Annotated in this window: 20 protein-coding genes; 10 read left to right on the top strand and 10 right to left on the bottom strand. The window is 71.6% G+C overall.

The features are described from left to right. Positions 1 to 205 precede the first annotated feature (205 nt). Complete coding sequence (gene pheS / locus RUR49_RS16400; RefSeq protein WP_409147462.1) at positions 206 to 1,303, bottom strand: phenylalanine--tRNA ligase subunit alpha; 1,098 nt, start codon at positions 1,301 to 1,303, stop codon at positions 206 to 208. A gap of 144 nt (positions 1,304 to 1,447) precedes the next feature. Between pheS and RUR49_RS16395 the strand changes: the two genes are divergently transcribed. Beyond that, on the top strand, positions 1,448 to 1,639 hold the full coding sequence (locus tag RUR49_RS16395) for a type II toxin-antitoxin system Phd/YefM family antitoxin (protein WP_409147461.1): 192 nt from the start codon (positions 1,448 to 1,450) through the stop codon (positions 1,637 to 1,639). 8 nt (positions 1,640 to 1,647) lie between these two features. Here the strand turns inward: RUR49_RS16395 and RUR49_RS16390 are convergent, their stop codons facing one another. Continuing rightward, the gene (locus RUR49_RS16390) at positions 1,648 to 2,703 is read right to left on the bottom strand and encodes a Rieske 2Fe-2S domain-containing protein (protein ID WP_409147460.1); all 1,056 of its coding nucleotides are present in this window, start codon (positions 2,701 to 2,703) and stop codon (positions 1,648 to 1,650) included. Between the two features lie 185 nt (positions 2,704 to 2,888). Beyond that, entirely contained in the window at positions 2,889 to 4,640 is a 1,752-nt protein-coding gene (locus tag RUR49_RS16385; RefSeq protein ID WP_409147459.1) for a c-type cytochrome, read from the bottom strand. 256 nt (positions 4,641 to 4,896) lie between these two features. Here RUR49_RS16385 and RUR49_RS16380 point away from each other — a divergent pair, with 256 nt between their 5' ends. From RUR49_RS16380 to RUR49_RS16365, 4 genes are all read left to right on the top strand, one after another. Further along, a complete protein-coding gene (locus RUR49_RS16380) occupies positions 4,897 to 5,238 on the top strand; it encodes a hypothetical protein (protein WP_409147458.1) in 342 nt (113 codons plus the stop codon). Positions 5,239 to 5,332: 94 nt separating this feature from the next. After that, positions 5,333 to 6,499 (top strand): M20 aminoacylase family protein, encoded by a 1,167-nt coding sequence (locus tag RUR49_RS16375; protein WP_409147457.1) that lies wholly within the window; start codon positions 5,333 to 5,335, stop codon positions 6,497 to 6,499. Positions 6,500 to 6,635: 136 nt separating this feature from the next. Continuing rightward, complete coding sequence (locus RUR49_RS16370) at positions 6,636 to 7,271, top strand: glutathione S-transferase family protein (protein WP_409147456.1); 636 nt, start codon at positions 6,636 to 6,638, stop codon at positions 7,269 to 7,271. Between the two features lie 136 nt (positions 7,272 to 7,407). Beyond that, positions 7,408 to 7,614, top strand: coding sequence for a hypothetical protein (locus RUR49_RS16365; RefSeq protein ID WP_409147455.1), 207 nt, complete (start codon positions 7,408 to 7,410; stop codon positions 7,612 to 7,614). On the opposite strand, the gene RUR49_RS16360 is transcribed toward RUR49_RS16365, so the two are convergent. Further along, positions 7,581 to 8,762, bottom strand: coding sequence for an AI-2E family transporter (locus tag RUR49_RS16360; protein ID WP_409147686.1), 1,182 nt, complete (start codon positions 8,760 to 8,762; stop codon positions 7,581 to 7,583). The two genes, RUR49_RS16365 and RUR49_RS16360, sit on opposite strands and share 34 nt — an antisense overlap. A gap of 283 nt (positions 8,763 to 9,045) precedes the next feature. On the opposite strand from RUR49_RS16360, the gene RUR49_RS16355 reads away from it, so the two are divergent. Then, the gene (locus tag RUR49_RS16355) at positions 9,046 to 9,948 is read left to right on the top strand and encodes a polyprenyl synthetase family protein (protein WP_409147454.1); all 903 of its coding nucleotides are present in this window, start codon (positions 9,046 to 9,048) and stop codon (positions 9,946 to 9,948) included. Positions 9,949 to 9,957: 9 nt separating this feature from the next. Here RUR49_RS16355 and RUR49_RS16350 read toward each other — a convergent pair whose 3' ends face one another. From RUR49_RS16350 to RUR49_RS16340, 3 genes are all read right to left on the bottom strand, one after another. Beyond that, positions 9,958 to 10,887: a DMT family transporter gene (locus tag RUR49_RS16350; protein WP_409147453.1), complete on the bottom strand. Its 930-nt coding sequence runs from the start codon at positions 10,885 to 10,887 to the stop codon at positions 9,958 to 9,960. A 160-nt stretch (positions 10,888 to 11,047) separates the two neighbouring features. Continuing rightward, the gene (locus tag RUR49_RS16345; RefSeq protein ID WP_409147452.1) at positions 11,048 to 11,581 is read right to left on the bottom strand and encodes an SRPBCC domain-containing protein; all 534 of its coding nucleotides are present in this window, start codon (positions 11,579 to 11,581) and stop codon (positions 11,048 to 11,050) included. After that, positions 11,578 to 11,973 (bottom strand): ArsR/SmtB family transcription factor, encoded by a 396-nt coding sequence (locus tag RUR49_RS16340; protein ID WP_409147451.1) that lies wholly within the window; start codon positions 11,971 to 11,973, stop codon positions 11,578 to 11,580. Before RUR49_RS16340 ends, RUR49_RS16345 begins: the two co-directional genes overlap by 4 nt. 379 nt (positions 11,974 to 12,352) lie before the next feature. Here RUR49_RS16340 and RUR49_RS16335 point away from each other — a divergent pair, with 379 nt between their 5' ends. The 3 genes from RUR49_RS16335 (at position 12,353) to RUR49_RS16325 (ending at position 16,597) form a co-directional block, all read left to right on the top strand. After that, positions 12,353 to 12,985 carry a glutathione S-transferase family protein gene (locus RUR49_RS16335; RefSeq protein WP_409147450.1) on the top strand — a complete coding sequence of 211 codons (633 nt, stop codon included), beginning with the start codon at positions 12,353 to 12,355 and terminating at the stop codon, positions 12,983 to 12,985. A 107-nt stretch (positions 12,986 to 13,092) separates the two neighbouring features. Then, positions 13,093 to 14,385 carry an adenylosuccinate synthase gene (locus RUR49_RS16330; RefSeq protein ID WP_409147449.1) on the top strand — a complete coding sequence of 431 codons (1,293 nt, stop codon included), beginning with the start codon at positions 13,093 to 13,095 and terminating at the stop codon, positions 14,383 to 14,385. A gap of 163 nt (positions 14,386 to 14,548) precedes the next feature. Continuing rightward, positions 14,549 to 16,597 carry a hypothetical protein gene (locus RUR49_RS16325; protein WP_409147448.1) on the top strand — a complete coding sequence of 683 codons (2,049 nt, stop codon included), beginning with the start codon at positions 14,549 to 14,551 and terminating at the stop codon, positions 16,595 to 16,597. Between the two features lie 75 nt (positions 16,598 to 16,672). On the opposite strand, the gene ruvB is transcribed toward RUR49_RS16325, so the two are convergent. Both ruvB and RUR49_RS16315 read right to left on the bottom strand, forming a co-directional pair. After that, positions 16,673 to 17,713 (bottom strand): Holliday junction branch migration DNA helicase RuvB, encoded by a 1,041-nt coding sequence (gene ruvB, locus RUR49_RS16320; protein ID WP_409147447.1) that lies wholly within the window; start codon positions 17,711 to 17,713, stop codon positions 16,673 to 16,675. Between the two features lie 84 nt (positions 17,714 to 17,797). Then, positions 17,798 to 18,553 (bottom strand): hypothetical protein, encoded by a 756-nt coding sequence (locus RUR49_RS16315; RefSeq protein WP_409147446.1) that lies wholly within the window; start codon positions 18,551 to 18,553, stop codon positions 17,798 to 17,800. Between the two features lie 173 nt (positions 18,554 to 18,726). On the opposite strand from RUR49_RS16315, the gene glp reads away from it, so the two are divergent. After that, entirely contained in the window at positions 18,727 to 20,028 is a 1,302-nt protein-coding gene (gene glp, locus RUR49_RS16310) for a gephyrin-like molybdotransferase Glp (RefSeq protein WP_409147445.1), read from the top strand. Positions 20,029 to 20,090: 62 nt separating this feature from the next. On the opposite strand, the gene RUR49_RS16305 is transcribed toward glp, so the two are convergent. Beyond that, positions 20,091 to 21,077, bottom strand: a complete 987-nt coding sequence (locus RUR49_RS16305) for a glycosyltransferase family 8 protein (protein WP_409147444.1) — start codon at positions 21,075 to 21,077, stop codon at positions 20,091 to 20,093. Positions 21,078 to 21,080 lie beyond the last annotated feature (3 nt).

Here is a 21,080-nt window from a genome sequence, read left to right as displayed (position 1 = left end):
CTCCCCCGCCAGGGGGGAGGGTTCGCGTTGTGCATGGGGGAAGGTTATTCCAGAAACAAAACGGGAACAAGAAAGATTCTTGGGTAGGTGAGCGCCCCCCAAAAACGCGGCGCAAACCCTCCCCCCTCGCGGGGGAGGGCAGGGAGGGGGGGCCGCCGCGAATACAGCACGCGAGAGGTTTACCGACACGGCAGCAAACGCTCCATCACGCGCTCAGCCCGCCGAACAGGGTCGGCAGGTCGAGGGGGCGGAAGCCGTAGTGGGCGAGCCAGCGGGCGTCGGCGTCGAAGAAGGCGCGCAGGTCCGGCATGCCGTATTTCAGCATGGCGATGCGGTCGATGCCCATGCCCCAGGCGAAGCCCTGGTACTTGTCCGGGTCGATGCCGCCGGCGCGCAGCACGTTCGGGTGGACCATGCCGCAGCCGAGGATCTCCAGCCAGTCCTCGCCCTCGCCGATGCGAATTTCCGAGCCGCTACGCTTGCAGCGGATGTCGACTTCCATCGACGGCTCGGTGAACGGGAAGAACGACGGCCGGAAGCGCATCTCGACCTTCGGCACCTCGAAGAAGGCCTTGCAGAACTCCTCCAGCACCCACTTCAGGTGGCCGATCGTCGCCGTCTCGTCGACGACGAGGCCCTCCACCTGGTGGAACATCGGCGTGTGGGTCTGGTCGGAATCGTTGCGGTAGGTGCGGCCGGGGCAGATTACCCGGATCGGCGGCTGCGTCGTCTCCATGGTGCGGATCTGCACCGGCGAGGTGTGGGTGCGCAGCAGCATCCGCGAGCCGTCCGGCTTCGGATTAAAGAAGAACGTGTCGTGCATCTCGCGGGCCGGATGGCCGAGCGGGAAGTTGAGCGAGGTGAAGTTGTAGTGGTCGGTCTCGATGTCCGGCCCCTCGGCGACCGCGAAGCCAAGGTCGGCGAAGATGGCGGTGAGTTCCTCGGTCACCTGCGACACCGGGTGGATGCGGCCGGCGGACAGCGGGCCGGGGCGGACCGGCAGCGTCAGGTCGAGGCGCTCGCGGGCGAGCCGCTCGGTGAGTGCCGCCTCGGCGAGCACGGCGCGGCGCGCCTCGATCGCTGCCGCAACATCATTCTTGAGGCCGTTGAGGGCGGGGCCGACGGTGCGGCGCTCGGCGTCCGACAGGCCGCCGAGGCGCTTCATCTGCTCGGTGACGACGCCCTTCTTGCCGAGCGCGAACACCCGCGCCTCTTCCAGCGCCGCCTCGTCGGCGGCCGCGGAGATGCGGTCGATCAGGTCGCGCTTCAGCGCGTCGGTGTCGGGAGCGAGGGTGTCGGTCATCGGCGAGCGGTCCGGTCGGACGGAGAACAGGGCCCCGGACGGTCGGGGAAGCGCCGCGTTTTAGCAGAAATCGACAGAGGCGGAAGGGCGGGGTGCAAGGTCGACCAGTTGCCGGGCGGGCCGCTCTCTACTACCTTGGCGATCATGGCGGACGTTGTCGGCATCCGATACGCGAAGGCTCACTGGGCGCGCCTCATCGCGGAGGTCGAAGCGTCCGGCAGCGACGTCGTCCTGACCCGGCGCGGCAAGCCGATCGTCAAGATCGTCAAGCTGCCGCCTTCGGACGCCAAGCCAGCCGACGTTACCCCCTCCGAGGACCCGGCAGCGTCAGGCTGAAGTCGCCCTCAGCTCCGCCAGCGCAGGACCATCGGCTTCAGCGGGTTCTCGAAGGGGCGGCCGGCGGCCTCGGCCTCCTGCCACTCGGACTTCAGCCGCATCCACCAGCGCGCCTGGGTGTCGGCGTCGTTGATCAGCATCAGCTTCGGATCGTGCACGAGGCCCTCGCGCTGCTGCACGACGACGACGCGGTCCTGGTCGAGGAACACCGTCATCAGGTGCTGCAAGAGCGGGCGCAGAGCCTTCGCCCAGCCCATCGACACCCAGAACAGCTGGTGGACCTCCGTCTCGCCCTCGCTCACCGGGGTGATCGCGGTGAGGCCGACGACGGAGTTGCGGTCGCCGCGGATCTCCTCGATGCGCAGGCCCGGCAGGCGGTAGGAGATCTCGGTGGTGACGTCGGCGCCGAGGAGCTTGTAGGCGATGTTCTGCGGCGGCAAAGCGTGGCGGGCCATGCGGAAGCCGAAGGGCGACGGCTCGAACGCCTTCTCCTTCGGCCGCAGCTTGCTCGCCTTCTTCTTGAACCACCACGAGGTGTGGACGAAGGCAGCGTGGGTCGGGTCCATCAGCCCGAAGGCGGCATGGTCGGTCGAGCACGGGAACGGCAGCACGATGCCGAGCGTCGGCGCGTCGACGTCGGCGAACACCGGCATCGCCGGCGGCTCGGCCTGGTCGCCGGACGGCGCCTCACCGGCGCGGGCAAAGTAGATCCAGACGAGGCCGTTGCGCTCGACACACGGCAGCGCGCCGCAGCGGATCTTCGAGAGGTCGACCTGCTGGTCCTCGCGCAGCGACGGGATCTCGACGCAGGTGCCGGTGCGGTCGAAGCGCCAGCCGTGATAGCAGCAGGTGACGGTCTCGCCGTCGAAGGAGCCGTAGCGCAGCGGGATGCCGCGGTGCGGGCAGGCGTCGCGCAGGGCGAACACGGCTCCGGCCTTGTCGCGGCCGATCAGGAGCGGCTCGCCGAGCAGCGTCCGCGCCACCGTGGTGCCGGCTTTCACCCTGCTGCCCGGCAGCGCCATGTACCAGGTGCCGCGCAGCAGCGTCGCCGTCAGTCCCTGCATGATGTCGCTCGCTCATCCGCCGCCGGGGGTTCGGCGGCCGACGAGCGATAGCCGCCCGGGGCGGGCGGAGGCAACCGCCGCAGCGTCGCGGCGGCCGCTGGGGCCCGTTGCGGCTGGCGCCAATTGCGCCAGCCGTTCGGACGTGTACGGCGTACTGCGCCGGCGTCCTGAGCGGTGCCCGCGCGCTACTGCGCGGGCTTGGGCGCCGCCTTCACCGCGGCCTCGAGGGCCTTCTCGATCCATTGGTCGCGGGTCTGCTTCGCCGCGCGGGCGGCGGCGTCGACCTCGGTCACCACCGACTGCGGCACGCCGACCTGCAGCAGCACCTTCGACCCCGTCGGCATCTGGCCCTGGGCGAGGATGTTCGTCACCGAGGACAGGAAGGCCGACAGACGGCTCTGCTTCTGCTCGACGGAGAGCTGCGCGTCGGTCGCCAGGATCGGGCAGTAGGCGGCGACGAGGTCATCGGAGAGCTCGCCGTCGGAGACGCCGGGATTGGCTGCGCGCACCTGCGCGATGATCTCGGTGACGCGGTTGTCGAGGGTCTCGGGGGTGACGCCCTGCATCAGTTCGAGGATGCCCGAGCCCGGATCGGTCAGCGTTCCGGAGGCGCCGGTGGAGCTCACCGCCGGGCAGTCGAGTGCTTTCGCCGCCTCGGAGCCGAGGTCGGTCGTGGCGAGCTGGCCGCGCAGCGAGGCGACGAGGGCCGGCGTTGCGTCCGGCGTGCCGGGATTGCCCCAGGCGGTGCGCACGTAGTTCGCGACGTCGGCGACCTGCTGGTCGTCGAGAGCGTCGGCGAAGGCCGGCATCGGGCCGTAGTCGCCCTGGCCCGGCAGGCCGCCGAGCACGGCGGAGATGACGTTCTCCGGCCCGGTCGCCGCGGCAGCGTCGTTGCCCGAGAGCGGCGGGATGGCGTTGGCGATGCCCTGGCCTTCGGCCTGGTGGCACTGGGCGCAGACGTTGAGATAGACGGTGGCGCCCTGCTCCTTGCGCGGATCGGCGACCGGCTTCGGCGGCAGCTGGTCCGGCGTCGCCTTCAGGTAGGCGACGATGGCGTGGATGTCGGAATCCTCGAGCTTCGACAGGCTGTCGTGCACGACCTCGGACATCGGGCCGAACACCGTGCCCTTGCCGGATGCGGCACCGGTCTTCAGGTAGTCGAACACCTGCTGCTCGGTCCACCCGCCGATGCCGTCGCGAAGGTCGGAGGAAATGTTCGGCGCGAAGAAGGTGTCGATGCGGGCGCCGGCATACTGCTTGGACGGCTCCATCGCCCCCATGATGTTGCGCGGCGTGTGGCACTCGGCGCAGTGGCCGGGGCCCTCGACGAGATAGGCCCCGCGGTTGATCTCAGCCGACGCCTTGTCGTTCGGCACGAAGGTGCCGGGCGTGAAGAACATCGCCCGCCACACCGACAGCGAGGCGCGCACGTTGAAGGGGAACTCCAGCGTGTTCGGCTGGCGCGGCGCGTTCACCGGGGTGACGGTGTTGAGATAGGCGCGGATCGCCTTGACGTCGTCCGGCGGCATCTTCGTGTAGGAGGTGAACGGCATCGCCGGATAGAGGTACTCGCCGTCCTTGCCGAAGCCGTCGTGCAGGGCGCGGTAGAACTGCTCGTCCGTCCAGGCGCCGATGCCGGTCTCCTTGTCGGGGGTGATGTTCGGCGAGGTGATGCCGCCGAAGGGCGTGTTCAGCGTCAGGCCGCCGGCGAAGGGCTTGCCGCCCGGGCCGGTGTGGCAGGGCATGCAGTCGGCCGCGTCGGTCAGGTACTTGCCCTTGGCGACGAGGTCGGCGCCCGGCGCGCCGGTGCCTTCCTGGGCGCTCGCCGCCGCACTCGCCAGCACCATCGCACCGAACAGCGCCGTGCCCAGTGCCGTGCCGCGCACCGCGGCCCGAACTCCGAACCGCGGCTGCGCCGCACCGATCCGCATCCCCATACCCACTCTCCCGTCTCTCTCAGGACCGTCGCCCGCCGGCCCGAACCTTCGAAGCGTTCCAACCATTCGGCATCGCCCGTGCCGGCGCAAGCCCCGCGCGCGACGCACCCCCGCTGCTGCGCTGCCGCAATCGTGAACGTGGTCCCGGAATCGCCACGAAAAAGATGGCCGCCCGCCCGCATCCCTGCACGCCGACGTCGCAGTCACATGACGAAATGTCCATGCGGCAGGGGGCCGTGCAGTGGGAGTGTCGGCCATGACCCTTATCGGCGATCGCATCTCGCCTCGTCTCGGCGGTGTGCTGCGGCGGACCGCCCTCCCGGCCATCCTCCTGCTCGCCGCCACCGTTCCGGCCCTCGCGGCGCCCGGTTCCGGATCCGGCATGGGCCATCTCGACAGCGCCGCCATGCAGGCGGCCGCGGGCGACGTGGTGCTTGGCGCCGGGGCGGCGACCGCGATCCTCGCCGGCATGGTGGTGGTCGTCGCCGCCTCCTGGCGCGGCTTCCGCGAGATGCTGCGCCTCGACGAGGTGGAGGATCCCGGACCGCTGGACATCACCCCCCGCCAGCGCCGGCGCGATGCCGACCCGGACATCTGAGGCGGGCGTTCCCCCAGTGTGACCGGCCGCCCTTGCCGCGGCGGCCGCGGGTGCCTAGCCTCCGGCGTGTCCCTCCCGCGCCACGAGGCCGCCCATGCCGATCCTCAACCGGATCGCCGACCGCTCCGACGAGATCGCCCTCTGGCGCCGCCACCTGCACGCCCACCCCGAACTCCAGTACGACACCCATCTGACCGCCGCCTTCGTCGCGGACCGGCTGCGCGCGTTCGGCGTCGACGAGGTTGTGACCGGGATCGGGCGCACCGGCGTCGTCGCCGTCATCCGCGGCGGCCGGGGGACCGGGCAGACGATCGGCCTGCGCGCCGACATGGACGCCCTGCCGATCGAGGAGGCGACCGGCCGCGCCTGGTCGTCGACGGTCGCGGGAAAGATGCACGCCTGCGGCCATGACGGGCACTCGGCGATGCTGCTCGGCGCCGCCCAGCACCTCGCCGAAACCCGCAACTTCGCCGGCACCGCCGTGGTGATCTTCCAGCCCGCCGAAGAGGGCGGCGGCGGCGCCAAGGCGATGATCGACGATGGCCTGATGGAACGCTTCGGCATCGACGCGGTCTACGGCATGCACAACATGCCGGGGATACCGGTCGGCAGCTTCGCCATCCGCGCCGGCGGCCTGCTCGCCTCGGCCGACACGCTGGAGGTCGAGATCGAAGGCGTCGGCGGCCACGCCGCCTTCCCGCACGACTGCACGGACACGGTTCTCGCCGGTGCCGCCGTCGTGCAGGCGGTACAGCAGATCGTCGCCCGCAACGTCGACCCGCTGAAGTCGGCGGTGATCTCGATCACCTGCTTCAACGCCGGCTTCACCGACAACGTCATCCCGCAGACGGCGAGGCTCCTCGGCACCGTCCGCGCGCTCGACCCGGGCGTCCGCGACCTCTTGGAGAAGAGGCTGAACGAGGTCGTCCCGGCGGCGGCCGCGGCCTATGGCGCGACCGCCCGCGTCACCTACCGCCGCGAATATCCGGTGACGGTGAACCACGCGCGCGAGACGGCCTTCGCCGCCGAAGTGGCGGGGGAGGTGGCGGGCGCCGCCAACGTCGACGCCGACCGGCCGCCGGAGATGGGGGCGGAGGATTTCTCCTTCATGCTCGAAAAGCGCCCCGGCGCGATGATCTTCGTCGGCAACGGCGACAGCGCGCAGCTGCACCACCCCGCCTACGACTTCGACGACGCCGCCATCCCGGCCGGCGCCTCCTACTGGGTCCGCCTCGTCGAGAAGGCGTTGCCAGCGACGTGAACGGCGGCCCCTCGGGTTCCACTGTATTCACACCCCGCGACCTTGCGCGTCGCCCCTGCGCGCACGACCTCTCCGCCCGCACGGCCGCGGCTTGATCGCGGTCGCCCGCCTGTTCCTCTCCTCCGAGGCCCTTGCCATGACCAAACTCTATTTCTCGCCCGGCGCCTGCTCGATGGCTCCCCACATCGTGCTGGAGGAACTCGGCCTGCCCTTCGAGGCGGTGCCGGTGATGCTGCGCAAGGGCGAGCACAAGACCGACGCCTACACCGCGATCAACTGGAAGCAGAAGGTCCCGGCGCTCGAGGTCGACGGCAAGCGGCTGACGGAGAACGTCGCCATCCTGTCATGGCTCGGCTGGTCGAAGCCGGAGGCGAAGCTGATGCCGGCGCCGGGGACGTGGGAGGCGACCGAGGCCTTGTCGCTGCTCGCCTGGTTCTCCTCCGGTGTCCACCCGATGATCGGTCGCTTCTTCCGCCCGTCCGCCTACTGCGACCTGCCGGGCTCCGAGGATGCGGTGAAGCGCCTTGCCGGCGAGGGCACGGCGCAGGCCTTCAAGGGCATCGAGGCGATGCTCGACGGCAAGGACTGGCTGCTCGGCGACTATTCGGTGGCCGATGCCTACGCCTTCATCTTCCTGCGCTGGGCGAACCACCTCGGGCTCGACGTCTCCGCCTACACGAACTACCGCGCCCACGGCGAGCGCATGCTGGCGCGTCCGGCGGTGCAGCGCATGCTGGCGACGGAAGCCGCGGCCCAGGCGGCCGCCGCCTGACCTGACGCGGAGGCTATCGACGACCGCCGACGGACGCACAATGCGCCTGTCGGCGCCGCCGGTGGGAGGGCATTAACCTTTGGCGGTTCCCATCGGCGCGGGCGGATCGTCCCGATTCGCCGACGAGAGACCGCAGATGCCCAACGTGATCCCGTTTCGCCGCCGTGCCGTGCCGCCGCCCGACGATCTCGACATCGATCTCTACACGGCGGTGGACGTGGCGATCCGGGACCTGCGCGACATCGCCGAGCGTTGCGACGACGCCGGGCGCGTGCTCGCCGAGGAGTGCCGCCGGATGCTCGAGCGCGCCTATGCGGCCGAATCGGAGACGTCGGTGGTCTGATCGCGCCCCACCCGGGCACCGCCGTCGCGTCCGCCGGCCTCCTCGCGGGCTCGGGCGTCCTCGTTGCCGCGCAGCCACTCGCGCCAGATGCCGACGAGCAGCGCCATCAGCACCGGGCCGACGAACAGCCCGACGAGGCCGAGCGTCGACACGCCGCCGATCAGGCCGAAGAAGGTGGCGAGGAACGGCAGCTTGATCGGGCCGCCGACGAGGTGCGGGCGAAGCGTCTTGTCGACGATGAACAGCTCGATCGAGCCCCACGCAAGCAGCGCGAGGCCGGCGATCAGCTTGCCGCTGCCGACGAGATAGAGCGTGGCGATGATGACGGCCGTCGGCGCGCCGCCGGGGATGAGCGCCATGACGCCGGTGATGACGCCGAAGAACACCGGCGAGGGGATGCCGGCGATCCAGTAGGCGATGCCGAGCACGATGCCCTCGCCGATGGCGATGATGCCCATGCCGACGACGGTGGCGCTGATCGTCGCCGGCACGACGCGCGAGAAGGTCTGCCAGCGGCCTGGCAGGATGCGCTCGCCGACCCGGTCGAGCTGCGCCGCCAGCAGCAGGCCGTCCTTGTAGACGAAGAACAGCGCGATCAGCATGAACAGCATCGACAGCAGGAAGTGGAACGTCTGGCCGCCGGCAGCGAGCGCCAGCCGGTAGATGTTGCCGATGTTCTCGCCGCTGGTGATGGTGACAAGCTCGCCCAGCGCGTGCGGGCGGTTGAGGTAGGTGTTCCACTGCTCGGCGAGCCAGTCGCCGAAGAACGGCAGCGCCTGGATCCAGTCCGGGACGGGCGCGCCGAGGCGGTTGGCCTCGAGCAGCCACTGCGTCCAGATCCGCCCTTCCTCGATGGCGTAGGAGATCGCGATGACGATCGGCAGCACCAGCACCGCGATGATGATCGTCAGCGCGAGGGTGGCGGCGAGGGTCGTGTTGCCGCCGACCGCCCGCACCAGCCGCGCATAGAGCGGCCAGCTGGCGAAGCCGATGATCAGCGCCGCCAGCACCGGCACGAGGAAGCCGCGGAAGAAGTAGGCTCCGGCGACGAGCACGATGACGAGCAGCCAGCGGGCGACCGGGTGCGGCGGCAGCAGCGGCGGCGGCGGCGGCCGGCGCTCCGCCCGCGCCACCCGTCCCGTCTGCAGATCGACCTGGCTCACGTTGTCTCAGCTCCTCGCCGCGGCACCGCCGAATGCTACGCCGCCCGGCGCCGGCCGGCCAGCGGCGAGCGTCGCGGCCCGCAGACGCGGGCGGATCGGCGCTTGCCGACCTCTCTTCTGCGTGCCCATCGTGACGAAAGACTGACGCGCACGACGGCCGCTCGCGAGTGGGCGGAATGCGCCCCGCGTGCGGCCGTGGCTTGACGGCGGCGATGCGCCGTCGCATGCGGACGCCGACAGCGCCGTTCCGGCGCACCGAGGAGCGTCCGTGCCGACCGACCCGTCGTTCGAGGATCGTCTCGCCGCCGCCGTGCGGCTGACCGACGCACGGCTCGCCGTGCTGGTGGGGCCGGCGCTCGGCGCGCGCGTGCCCGGCCGCGTGCGGGACTCGATGGCCTATGCGCTGCTCGGCGGCGGCAAGCGCTTCCGGCCGTTCCTGACGATCGAGGCGGCGCGGCTGTTCGGCGGCGACGAGGCGCGGGCGGCGGCCGCGGGCGCCGCGGTCGAGTGCCTGCACACCTACAGCCTCGTCCACGACGACCTGCCGGCGATGGACGACGACGACCTTCGCCGCGGCCGGCCGACCGTCCACAAGGCCTTCGACGAGGCGACCGCCATCCTCGCCGGCGACGGCCTGCTGACGCTCGCCTTCGAGGCGCTCGCCGACCCCGCCGTGCATCCGGATGCCGAGGTGCGCATCGCCCTGGTGCAGGCGCTCGCCCGCGCTGCCGGCGCCGACGGCATGGTCGGCGGCCAGGCCCTCGACCTCGCCGCCGAGAAAGAGGATCTCGACGCGGCGCAGGTCGAGCGCCTGCAGGCGATGAAGACCGGCGCCCTGATCGTCGCCAGCGCCGAGATGGGGGCGATCGTCGCCCGCGCCCCGGACGAGGACCGCCGCCGCATCGCCCGCTTCGCCGCCCTGGTCGGGTCCGCCTTCCAGCTCGCCGACGACCTCCTCGACGTCACCGCCTCGGCGGATGCCGTCGGCAAGCGCACCGGCAAGGACGCCGAGCGCGGCAAGGCGACACTGGTGGCACTGAACGGCGAGGCGTGGGCCCGCCGGCGGCTCGCCGAGTTGGTCGAGCAGGCGGCGGACACGCTGGCGCCCTATGGCGAGCGCGCCGCGGTGCTCGTCGCCGCCGCCCGCTTCACGGCCGAGCGGCAGGCCTAGCCGGCAGACTCATCCAGCAGGCTTCGTCGGCCGCGCCCGCCGCTGCGCCAGCGCCACGCCGGCGAGCACGAGGGCGTAGCCGACGCCGTGATACCAGGCCGGCGCCTCGCCAAGGAAGGCGATCGCCATCGCCGAGCCGAACACCGGGATCAGGTGGAAGAACGGCCCGGCGCGGTTCGGCCCGATCATCCCGACGCCGCGGTTGAAGGCGAAATAGGCGAGCAGCGACGGGAACAGGATGACGAAGACGATCGTCGCCACCGTCAGCCAGTCGGCCCGGAAGACGTATCCGGTGGAGATCTCCCAGACATAGGCCGGGGCGAGCATCACCGCGCCGAAGCCGATGGTGACGGTGAGGAACGACATCGGGTGGATCGCCGGCCGGCGCTTCAGGAGCGCCGAGTAGAGCGCGTAGATCGCCACCGCCCCCACCATGATCGCGTCGCCGCGGTTGACCGTCAGCGTCAGGATCGTCGCCGGATCGCCGCGGGTGACGATCGCCACGACGCCGGCGAGCGAGCACAGGATGCCGGCGAGCTGGAAGCGGGTCAGCCGGTCGCCGTAGAGGATCAGCGACCAGGCGCCGATCATCAGCGGCATCACCGACTGCATCAGCAGGCCGTTGAGCGCCGCCGTCTCCTGCAACGCGGCATAGGCGAGCGTGTTGTAGAGGGTGATGCCGGTGAGCGAGAGCAGCAGCATGATCGGCAGGTGGCGGCGGATCGCCGGCCAGTCGCGCCGCATGTGGCCGAGGGTGAACGGCAGGAGGATGAGGAAGGCGCCGATCCAGCGGACCTCCGACAGTGCCACCGGCGGCACGTGGCCGGCGATGTAGCGCCCGAGCACGATGTTGGAGCCCCAGCAGAGCGGCGGGATCGTCAGGAGCAGGTAGGGATTGTCGAAGGCACGCCGCACGCGCGCGATCGCCGGAGAGGTCATGGGCGGCGCTGATTCTGGCGGCACCCAGCGGCTTGCGCGGGGAACCGCTGACGTCGGGCGGGCACGGGTGCCCGGCGGGGACGCCATAATCCCCGCCGTCGTCGGAATGTAAATGCCGCCGCGCCGGTTCCGCCCGGCCCGGCGCGCGACCCGCGTCGCCCTAGGATGCGGCCTCGAGATGGGCCGCCAGCCGGTCGAGGCTGCTGGTCCAGCCTCGCTCGTGTCCGGTGCGGGCCTGCTCGTCGAAGAACTGTTCGTGGATCAGCGTGAACAGCGTGCCGTCGTCGTCCGGGGCGAAGCGCAGCGTCACCAGCGACACCCGCTCCGGCGTCGACTGCCAGGCCCAGTCGAAGACGAGGCGCTCGCCCGCCACCACCTCGCGGTAGGCACCGCCGACGCCGTGCCGCTCGCCGTCCGGCGTGGCGAAGCGGATGCGGAAGCGGCCGCCGACGCGCACGTCGAGCTCGGCGGTGCCAACCTCCGAGCCCTCCGGCCCCCACCACTTCGCGAGTTGCTCCGGCCTCGTCCACGCGTCGTAGACCTTGGCCGGCGGTGCCTTGATGTGACGCCGCAGCATCAGGCTGGGCTTGCCCGCCGCGGCCGCGCTGGCGTCGGCGACCGTCCCTCCAGTGGGCATGCCGGAAGCGGTGCGGCCGCCGGCTGAGGTGCTGGCAAAGGTGCGGGAAGGGCTCATGGCGTCTCGTCCTTTGGCGGTTCGGTGGCGGGGGGCGCCAGCGCGGCGGCACGATCCGCGGCGGCGTCCGCCTCGACCAAGGCGACCAGGCGGTCGAGACCCGCGGTCCAGAAGCGCTCGTAGCGCTCGAGCCAGGCCATCGCCTCGCGCATCGGCTCCGCCTCCAGCCGGCAGGTGACGGTGCGGCCGACCTTCGTCCGCGACACCAGCCCCGCATCGCCGAGCACGTCGAGGTGCTTCATCACCGCCGGCAGCGACATCGCGAAGGGGCGGGCGAGCTCGCTGACGCTGAGCGCGTCCTCCGCGCCGAGGCGCGCCACGATGGCGCGCCGTGTCGGATCGGCGAGCGCGGCGAACGTGCGGTCGAGCGAAGGGTGGGTTTGATTAACCATAGAGTTAACTATGGTGCGGTCGGCCCCGGAGGTCAAGTGTGCGGAACGACGGGGCGACGAAGTCCGGCGCGCGCGACCAAGGTACGGCGCAAACCCTCCCCCCTCGCGGGGGAGGATAGGGAGGGGGGGAGCCCCGAACTCGGCGCTCGCTCGGGGCAGAGGTTCTTTCCGCCGCGCTCCCGCGCGGCACCCCCCTCCCGGCGGCTGCGCCGCCGACCTCCCCCGCGAGGGGGGAGGGTTCGCCCCTGCCTTTGGCTGTCGGTGCGAGCCCTCGACAGGCGTCCTTGACTCGGGTGGCTCAGGCCACATACTTTACTACTTGGTTTAGTAATGGACCGACTGTCCCGGTCGGCCCCCGACCCGTCAGGGAGACCCCGCCATGAAGCTCTACTTCTCCGACACCATGAACCCGCGGAAGGCCTGCGCCGCCGCCCGCTATCTCGATGCCCCCGTGACCTTCGTCCCGGTCGATCTCGGCAAGGGCGAGCACAAGCGGCCCGAATTCCTCGCCATCAACCCCAATGGCAAGGTGCCGGTGCTGACCGACGGCGAGTTCCGCCTGTGGGAGGCGAACGCCATCATGGCCTACCTCGCCCGCAAGACCGGATCGGACTTCCTGCCGACCGACGACGCCCGCCTGATCGAGGTGATGCGCTGGCTCAGCTGGGACGCCGACCACTTCTCCAGCCACGCCGGCACGCTATATTTCGAGCACGTTATCAAGGCGAAGTTCGCCATCGGCGCCCCCGACCGGGCCGCCGTCGAGGAGGCGACCACCCGCCTGCGTCCGTTCGCAGCCGTCCTCGACGACCATCTCGCCGGCCGTGCCTGGCTCGTCGGCGATGCCCCGACGATCGCCGACTTCGCCGTCGCCGCGACGCTGCCCTATGCCGAGGAGGCCCGGATCCCGCTCGGCGACTACCCGGCCGTCGCGCGCTGGCACGACCGGCTGAACGCCATCGACGCCTGGCGCGAGCCCTACCCGTCGGAACGGGTGTTTGCGACGGTCTGACGACGACGCCTCGAAACGCGCGCCTCTTTCCGCTATAGAGCCTCGTCAACGCCGCCCGGCCACCCGGGCGGCGCTGCGTTGTGCGCGCAACGTCCGAGGAAAGCGTCATGGGCAACGTCGTCGTCGTCGGGTCGCAGTGGGGCGACGAGGGGAAGGGCAAGATCGTCGACTGGCTGTCGGAACGCGCCGACGTCGTCGTGCGCTTCCAGGGCGGCCACAATGCCGGCCACACCCTCGTCATCGACGGTGTCAGCTACAAGCTGTCACTGCTGCCCTCCGGCGTCGTGCGGCCCGGCAAGCTCGGCGTCATCGGCAACGGCGTCGTCCTCGACCCGCACGCCCTCGTCAGCGAGATCGCCAAGCTCGCGGCCCAGGGTGTCGCCGTGTCGCCTGCGACCCTGAAGATCGCCGACAACGTCTCGCTGATCCTCTCCGTCCACCGCGACCTCGACGCCCTGCGCGAGAACGCCACCACCGGCACGAAGATCGGCACCACCAAGCGCGGCATCGGCCCGGCCTACGAGGACAAGGTCGGCCGCCGCGCCATCCGCCTCGTCGACCTCGCCGACCTCTCGACGCTGCCCGCCAAGATCGACCGCCTGCTCGCCCACCACAACGCGCTCCGGCGCGGGCTCGGCGAGCCCGAGGTGGAGGCCGCCGTTCTCTATGACGAGCTCGCGAGCGTCGCCGACCAGGTGCTGCCGTTCATGGACGCCACCTGGCGCATCCTCGACCAGGCCCGGCGCGAGGGCCGGCGCATCCTGTTCGAGGGCGCCCAGGGGGCGCTCCTCGACATCGATCATGGCACCTACCCGTTCGTGACGTCGTCGAACACGGTGGCCGGCCAGGCCGCCGCCGGCGCCGGCATCGGCCCCGGCGCGCTCGACTACGTGCTCGGCATCACCAAGGCCTACACGACGCGCGTCGGCGAGGGACCGTTCCCGACCGAGCTGAAGGACGCGATCGGCGACTTCCTCGGCGAGCGTGGCCACGAGTTCGGCACCGTCACCGGCCGCAAGCGGCGCTGCGGCTGGTTCGACGCGGCCCTCGTCCGCCAGACCGTGCGCACCGCCGGCATCGACGGCATCGCGCTGACCAAGCTCGACGTGCTCGACGGCCTCGACGAGCTGAAGATCTGCGTCGGCTACCGCCTCGACGGCCGCGAGCTCGATTTCCTGCCGGCCGAACAGTCGGCGCAGGCGCGCGTCGAGCCCGTCTACGAGACGATGGCCGGCTGGAAGGAGACGACGAAGGGCGCCCGCACCTGGGCGGAACTTCCGGCCCAGGCGATCAAGTACGTCCGCCACGTCGAGGAACTGATCGGCGCGCCGGTGGCCATGCTGTCGACCAGCCCCGAGCGCGAGGACACCATCCTTGTCGCGGACCCGTTTCAAAGCTAAGAGCTAGGCTGCGTTACTGCTTCGGCCGGGCATCGCGCCCGTCGCCGCGGGACCATCCTCACCCGTCGTCCGCTTCACATGGGTCCGCCTCGAAAAAGCCGGCGGGCACGCGTAGGCGGCACGGCGCACGGACGATACCGATAGGGCACCGACCGGACAGGGCATGGCAGACTACTACACCGTGCTGCAGCGGGCCGTGGCCGCGCTCCCCGAGAATACCGGCGCTGGCCGGCGCGCGATCTACGACAAGGCGCGCGCGGCTCTCGTCCGCCAGCTCGAGACCATTCAGCCGCCGTTGCCGGCGGCCGAGATCGCCAAGCAGCGCCTGTCGCTCGAGGAAGCGGTGCGCCGCATCGAGGCGGACGTCGCCCGCACCGCCACGCCGCGTCCCACGGCCCCGGCCGCTCCGCTAGAGCCGCGCCGCGAGCCGCCGCGCCCGCCCGTGGCGCGCGCCGAGGCACCCCGCCCGGAACCCGCACGTCCGGAACCCGCACGTCCGGAACCCACCCGTCCCGAGCCGGATCGTCCCGAGCCGCCCCGCGCCGACGCGCCGGGTGCCGACGCCGGCGAGCCGGTGCGGTCCGCCGCCCCGCGCCCCGATCCTGCCCCGCGCCCGGACCCCGTCCGTCCCCCGGCACCGCCGCGATCGGAGTCCCCGGCCACCGAGGCCGGCGTCCCGGCGCCGCCGCGGCGCGCCGACCCGGTCCGTCCGGCGCCGCGCATCGACGTTCCAGCCCGCGGCGACGCCCCGGTTGTCGCCCCTCGCGCCGACGTCCCGGCAAGCGCCAGGAGCGCACCGCCGCTGGAGGCGATGCGCCGCGAGCCGACCGGCGACGACGACGCGACGCGCTCCGACGCGCCCCGCATCGCGGTGCGCCGCGCCGGCGAGCCGGACCCCGCCGTGCCGGCCCCGCGCCTCGACGTGACCCGACCGGTGCCGCCGCTCGCATCGGCAGCCCCGCTCGCACCCGCGGCGCCGCTCACGGGCGACGATGCCGATGATGGCGAGGGCGACGATCGCGGCCGCAGCCGCGAGGAGCGTCAGGCCCGCAAGGAGAAGCGCCGGCTGGCGCGGCTCGGCCGCACCGACGAGGCGGCTGCGGATCGCGACGACGAAGCGACCGGCGACGCGGTCGTGCCGGCGACGGACACCGACCCCGATGATGGCGCCTGGCCGACGCCGGTCGCCGCCGACACGCCGCCGCTGCGGCTGCCGAAGCGGCGCCGCCGCAACTACGGCCCGCTGATCGCCGCCCTCGTCGTGCTGGTGCTGGTCGCCGGCGGCGCGGCGCTGGCCTACGTCTACCGCGACGCGCTGCTCGCCCAGGTCGAGGCTCTGGTCGCCGAGGAGCCGCCGGTGCAGCGGCGCACCACGACGCCGGCCCAGCCGAACGGCGAGCCCCTCGTCGCCAAGGACGAGGACCGCCTGCCGCCGGCGAACGGCCAGAACGGCACCCCGGCGGGCACGCCCACCGACACCCCCGCCGACACCCGGGCCGTTCCCACCACCCGCATCGTCACGCCGCAGACGACCCCGACCTCCGATCCCGCGGCCTCGGCGGCTGGCGATCCCGCTGCCGGCACCCCGCCCGCGGACGGCACCGCACCACCCGCCGACGCGCCGGAGACGGCGCCCACACCCGAGGCCGCCGGCATGACCGGCCCGTCGCGCGGCATCCTCTACGAGGAGGGCGAGACCGCCGGTGCCAAGGGCGCGGCGCTCAACGGCGACGTGAAGTGGGAGATGGTGCGCGAATCGATCGGCGGCGCGCCGCCCGAGCCGATCGTGCGGGCGACCATCGCCGTGCCCGAGCGGGATGCGACGACGACGATCATCTTCCGCCGCAACCGCGACGACGCGCTGCCGGCGAGCCACCTGATAGAGGTCGCCTTCGAGCTGCCGGTTGAGTTCCCCGGCGGCGGCATCTCCAACCTGCCCGGCCTGATCATGAAGGTGACGGAGAACGCCCGTGGCGACGCCCTCATCGGCGCCTCGGCGCGCGTCTCAGACGGTCTGTTCTGGATCGCGCTGTCGGCGTCGGAGACCGACGTCACGCACAATCTCGAGCTCCTGAAGGACCGCGGCTGGATCGACCTGCCGATGCTCTACGACAACGGCCGCCGCGCCATCCTGACGGTCGAAAAGGGCTCGGCGGGCGCCGCCGCCATCGACGAGGCGATCACCGCCTGGGCGGCCGAGCCGGCCAACTGAGGCCGGCGGTCGCGCCATTGTTGCGCGCCGCGCCTGGGACCTTTCAGCGCCGCCGGCCCGGCCGAAGTGCGCGCCTCAGTCGTCGGCGCCGAACAGCCCCATCTGGTCCGCCGGCAGGGTCGCCGGCGGCGTCAGCCCGAGATGGCGGAACGCCGCAGGCGTCAGCAGCCGCCCGCGTGGCGTCCGCTGCACGTGGCCGAGCTGGATCAGGAACGGCTCGACGATCTCTTCCAGCGCATCGCGCGGCTCGGACAGTGCCGCGGCGATCGTCTCGATGCCGACCGGCCCGCCGGAAAAACTCTCGGCGATCACCCTGAGATAGCGCCGATCGAGGGTGTCGAGGCCGGCGGCGTCGACCTCCAGCCGCAGCAGCGCGTCATCGGCGACCCGCCGGTCGATGACGGTGCTGCCGGCGACGGCGGCGAAGTCGCGGACGCGGCGCAAGAGCCGGCCGGCGATACGCGGCGTACCGCGGGCGCGGCGGGCGATCTCGGTGGCGCCATCGTCCGACAGGCCGATGCCGAGCAGCCCGGCGCCGCGCCGGACGATCGATTCGAGCTCGTCGATCCCGTAAAACTCGAGCCTGAGCGGGATGCCGAAGCGGTCGCGCAGCGGGTTCGTCAAGAGGCCGAGCCGCGTCGTCGCGCCGACCAGCGTGAAGCGGGCGAGGTCGATGCGCACCGAACGCGCCGCCGGCCCCTCGCCGATGATGAGGTCGAGGACGAAGTCCTCCATCGCCGGATAGAGGATCTCCTCGACGGCCGGCGACAGCCGGTGGATCTCGTCGATGAACAGGACGTCGCGGTCCTCGAGATTGGTCAGGAGCGCCGCGAGGTCGCCCGCCTTGGCGATCACCGGGCCGGCGGTCGCCTTGAAGGAGGCGCCGAGCTCGCGCGCGACGATCTGCGCGAGCGTCGTCTTGCCGAGCCCGGGCGGTCCGACCAGCAGCACATGATCGAGCGCCTCGCCACGCGATCGCGCCGCCTCGACGAACACCGAGAGATTGTCGCAGACCCGTCGCTGGCCGACGAAGTCGGCGAGACGCTGCGGCCGCAGGGCCGTGTCGACGTCATCGCCGCGCCGCTCCGGCGAGATGAGGCGGGCCGGCTCGGTCATGGCCGCCCGCAGCGAATCGCTGCCTTACACATCAGCCTGCCATAACACGGCTGCGCCACGGACCGGCCCGCCGGCAGACGGTCGTCACTGACGAATGTTGGCGACGACGGCCGACCGGGCATAGTGCGAGGTGAAGCCGCCGCCCTCCAGCGGCAGCCGGTAGAACACGGCGTCGCTGGTGACGAGCACTACACCGGCCACCACCTCCTTGCCGTCGTTGAAGACGATGGTGCTCGGGAAGTTCTCGCGCATCACGGTGACGATGTTGCCGAACACCACGCTGGTGAAGGCGAGCGAGGCGACGTGCAGGGCACCGAGCGCGATCACCGTCCGCCGGCTCGCCGCGGTGATGAAGGCCGACGAGAGCACGAGGACGACCAGCGAGAGGGCCAGCACGATCAGCAAGGCCGGCGGTACCGTCATGCCGCGATAGGTGGCGAAGCGGTAGAAGAAGCCGATCAGCAGGACGGCGATGATCAGGCTCGCCCCGGCGGCGACGAGGAAGTGCCACATCATGCCTTTCGGCCGGCGGCGGCGCAGCACCGTCAGGATCTCGTAGGCAAGCGTCGCCTGGGAGACGAGCGCGAGCGAGGCCCCGTAGAAGATCGACAGGAAGGCGATCACCACGAACGCCGTCATCACCATGTCCCGCGGGTTGAGGACGGAGATGAACAGCATGCCGAAGCGGGCGAACATGCCCATGTTGAAGGCGACGGCGACGAGCAGCGCGATGGTGCCGAAGAACGACAGCGACTGGAAGGAGACGTTGCGGACGAGGTCGTAGTCCATGTGCCGGATACGGCGCAGCCGCACGCGGTTCTGTCTGGTCGGGGTCGGCATCGGGCACCGTAGAATCGAGAGTTCGGCGGCATCAGGCACCGGCAGCCGAGGCTCGTCAATCGCACCCGCCGACCGGTCGTGCGGCACCCCCGGCCGAGCCGATTCGACGCGAGCACGAAGCCCGGACTATAGCGGAGCGACGCCCCGTCTCGCCGGTGCGCCGGAGCCCGCCGATGTCCGCTGCCTCGCCCGACGCCTCGCCCGCCCCTTCGGCCGGCGCCGACGATCACCGTGTTCTCACTCCCGCCACGGAGCTTCTGTCGCCGGAGGCGGCCGCGGCGATCGTCCTCGACGGCGTTGCGCCGGTCGACGGCGTCTACGACGTGCCGCTCGCCGCCGCCCGCGGCCGCGTCGCCGCCGGCGACATCACTGCCACGGTGCCGTTGCCACGGTTCGACAACGCCGCCGTCGACGGCTACGGCCTGCACGCCGCCGACCTCGGCAGCGGCGCGGCAACGCTGCGGGTCATCGGCCGAGCCGCCGCCGGCCACGCCGCCGAGGTGGCCGCCGCACCGGGCGCCGCGGTCCGCGTGCTGACCGGCGCACGGGTACCGGAGGGCGTCGCCGCCGTCATCGCGCAGGAACGCACCGTCCGCACCGGTGACCGGCTGACGGTGCCGCAGCCGCCGGAGCCCGGCGCCAACATCCGCCGCCGCGGCGAGGACGTCGCCCCCGGCACCGTCATCCTGCGGGCCGGCACCGTGCTCGACGCCCGGCATCTCGCCATCCTCGCCGCCGCCGGCATCGGACGGCTGACCGTGCGGCGGCGCCTGCGCGTCGGCGTGCTGTCGACCGGCGACGAGCTCGTCGAGCCCGGTGTCGAGCCGGGACCGAACGGCATCGTCGACAGCAACCGGCCGATGCTGACGGCGCTGATCGCCGGCCCGGCCTTCGAGGTCGTCGATCTCGGCGCCGTGGCGGACCGCGTCGAGGCGGTGGCGGGCGTTCTCACCGGCGCCGCCCGCCATCTCGACCTCGTGGTGAGCTCCGGCGGCGTCGCCGGCAGCGAGGCGGACGCGGTCGCCGACGCCATCCGGCAGGCCGGCGGCACGTGCCGCTCGCTCAAGCTGGCGCTCCGCCCCGGCAAGCCGATCGCCGTCGGCCGCCTCGGCGAGACCGCCGTGCTGGCGCTGGCCGGCAATCCGGTGGCGGCGATGGTGGGGCTGCTGCTGTTCGGACGGCCGCTGGTGGCCCGGCTCGCCGGGGCGGCGGCACCGTCGCGTGGCGGCTTTCCGGCCGAGGCGGCCGAGCCGATCCGCCACCGGCCGGGGCGGACGGAATTCCTGCCGGCGGCGATCGTCGGCCGCACTGGGGACGGACGGCCGCGTATCGTGAGCCTCGGGCGCGGCGGCTCGGCGCGCCTCCTGCCGCTCGCCGCCGCCGACGGGCTGGCGGAGCTTGCGGCCGACGATGGCGACGCCGAGGTCGGTGCGACGGTGCGCTTCCACCCCTTCGCCACCGCCTTCGCCCTGTAGCGGCGCCGGGACGAAAGCGTGACGTAGCGGCGCGGCCGGCGCGACCCCTCAGGCTCGAGAGATCAGCTCCGCTTCTCGTAGGTCCGCCGGACGAGCTGCTCTTCGAGGTCGCGCCACAGGGCCTTCTTCGGCTTGTCCGCCGCGAAGCTCTGGATGAGATGGTCGCGCAGCAGCCGCTCCTGATAGATCAGCTCGCGTGCGAACCGGAATCGCGCATCGGCGGAGGCGACGCTGAAGAAATACTTCAGCCAGACGTCCTCGAGGCGACGATAGTCGCGCTCGCTGTCCTTGATCTTCAGGTTCCAAGGCTTCTCACCGAGGAAGTGCAGGACGCGAACGTCGCGCTCGCGCAGGAACTTCATCACGTCGACGTCGCTCGTCGGCACGAGCCGCTTGCTGAAGTTGTAGCGGGAGTCGAGGTAGGTCTTGATCTTGTCGCGGAAGAAGACGTTGAGGACGGCCTGGTCCGCCTTGCCGTGGTCGCGGTTGACGGTGACGCCTTCGAGCGAGTGCGAGATCGTCTCCAGCATGTCGCCATCGAGCATGTTGCCGCGGATCATCATCGTGCCGGTGTTGAAGTAGGGCAGCGGCAGGTCGAGGACGTTGTCATAGGCGCGGACGACGCAGAACTCGTGCTCGAGCTGGAAGAGCAGCTGCAGGCTACCCAGCACGATCATGTCGCTGTCGAGCGTCACGACACGCTCGTAGTCGCTGAGGGTGAACGCCTCCAAAATCAGGAAGGCCGCCCGCAGGCGCTTCGGCGTGTGCACGACCTCCTCGGCGAAGCGGAAGATGCGCTCGAAGCGGCTGGAATCGACCGCGTGGAACGTCACGTTGGCGGCTGCCCGGCTGATCAGCTCGCGATTCTTCGCGGAGAGCGGCGAATAGGTGTCGTCGTGCAGGATGACGAAGTCGCCGTCGAACCACGGGTTCTCGCGCCGGAAGCTCGCCAGCATGACGATGGCGCCGTAGACGAACGGATCTGAAACGACGGTCGCGACGCAGCTTCGCTGGCCGCGCGACGCCTTGCGGGAGCCGGTCGTGCTCATCTC

This window comes from Pseudoxanthobacter sp. M-2 (assembly GCF_046156265.1).
Lineage (GTDB): Bacteria > Pseudomonadota > Alphaproteobacteria > Rhizobiales > Segnochrobactraceae > CAMDHY01.
This window is presented reverse-complemented; position numbering and strand designations above follow the sequence as displayed.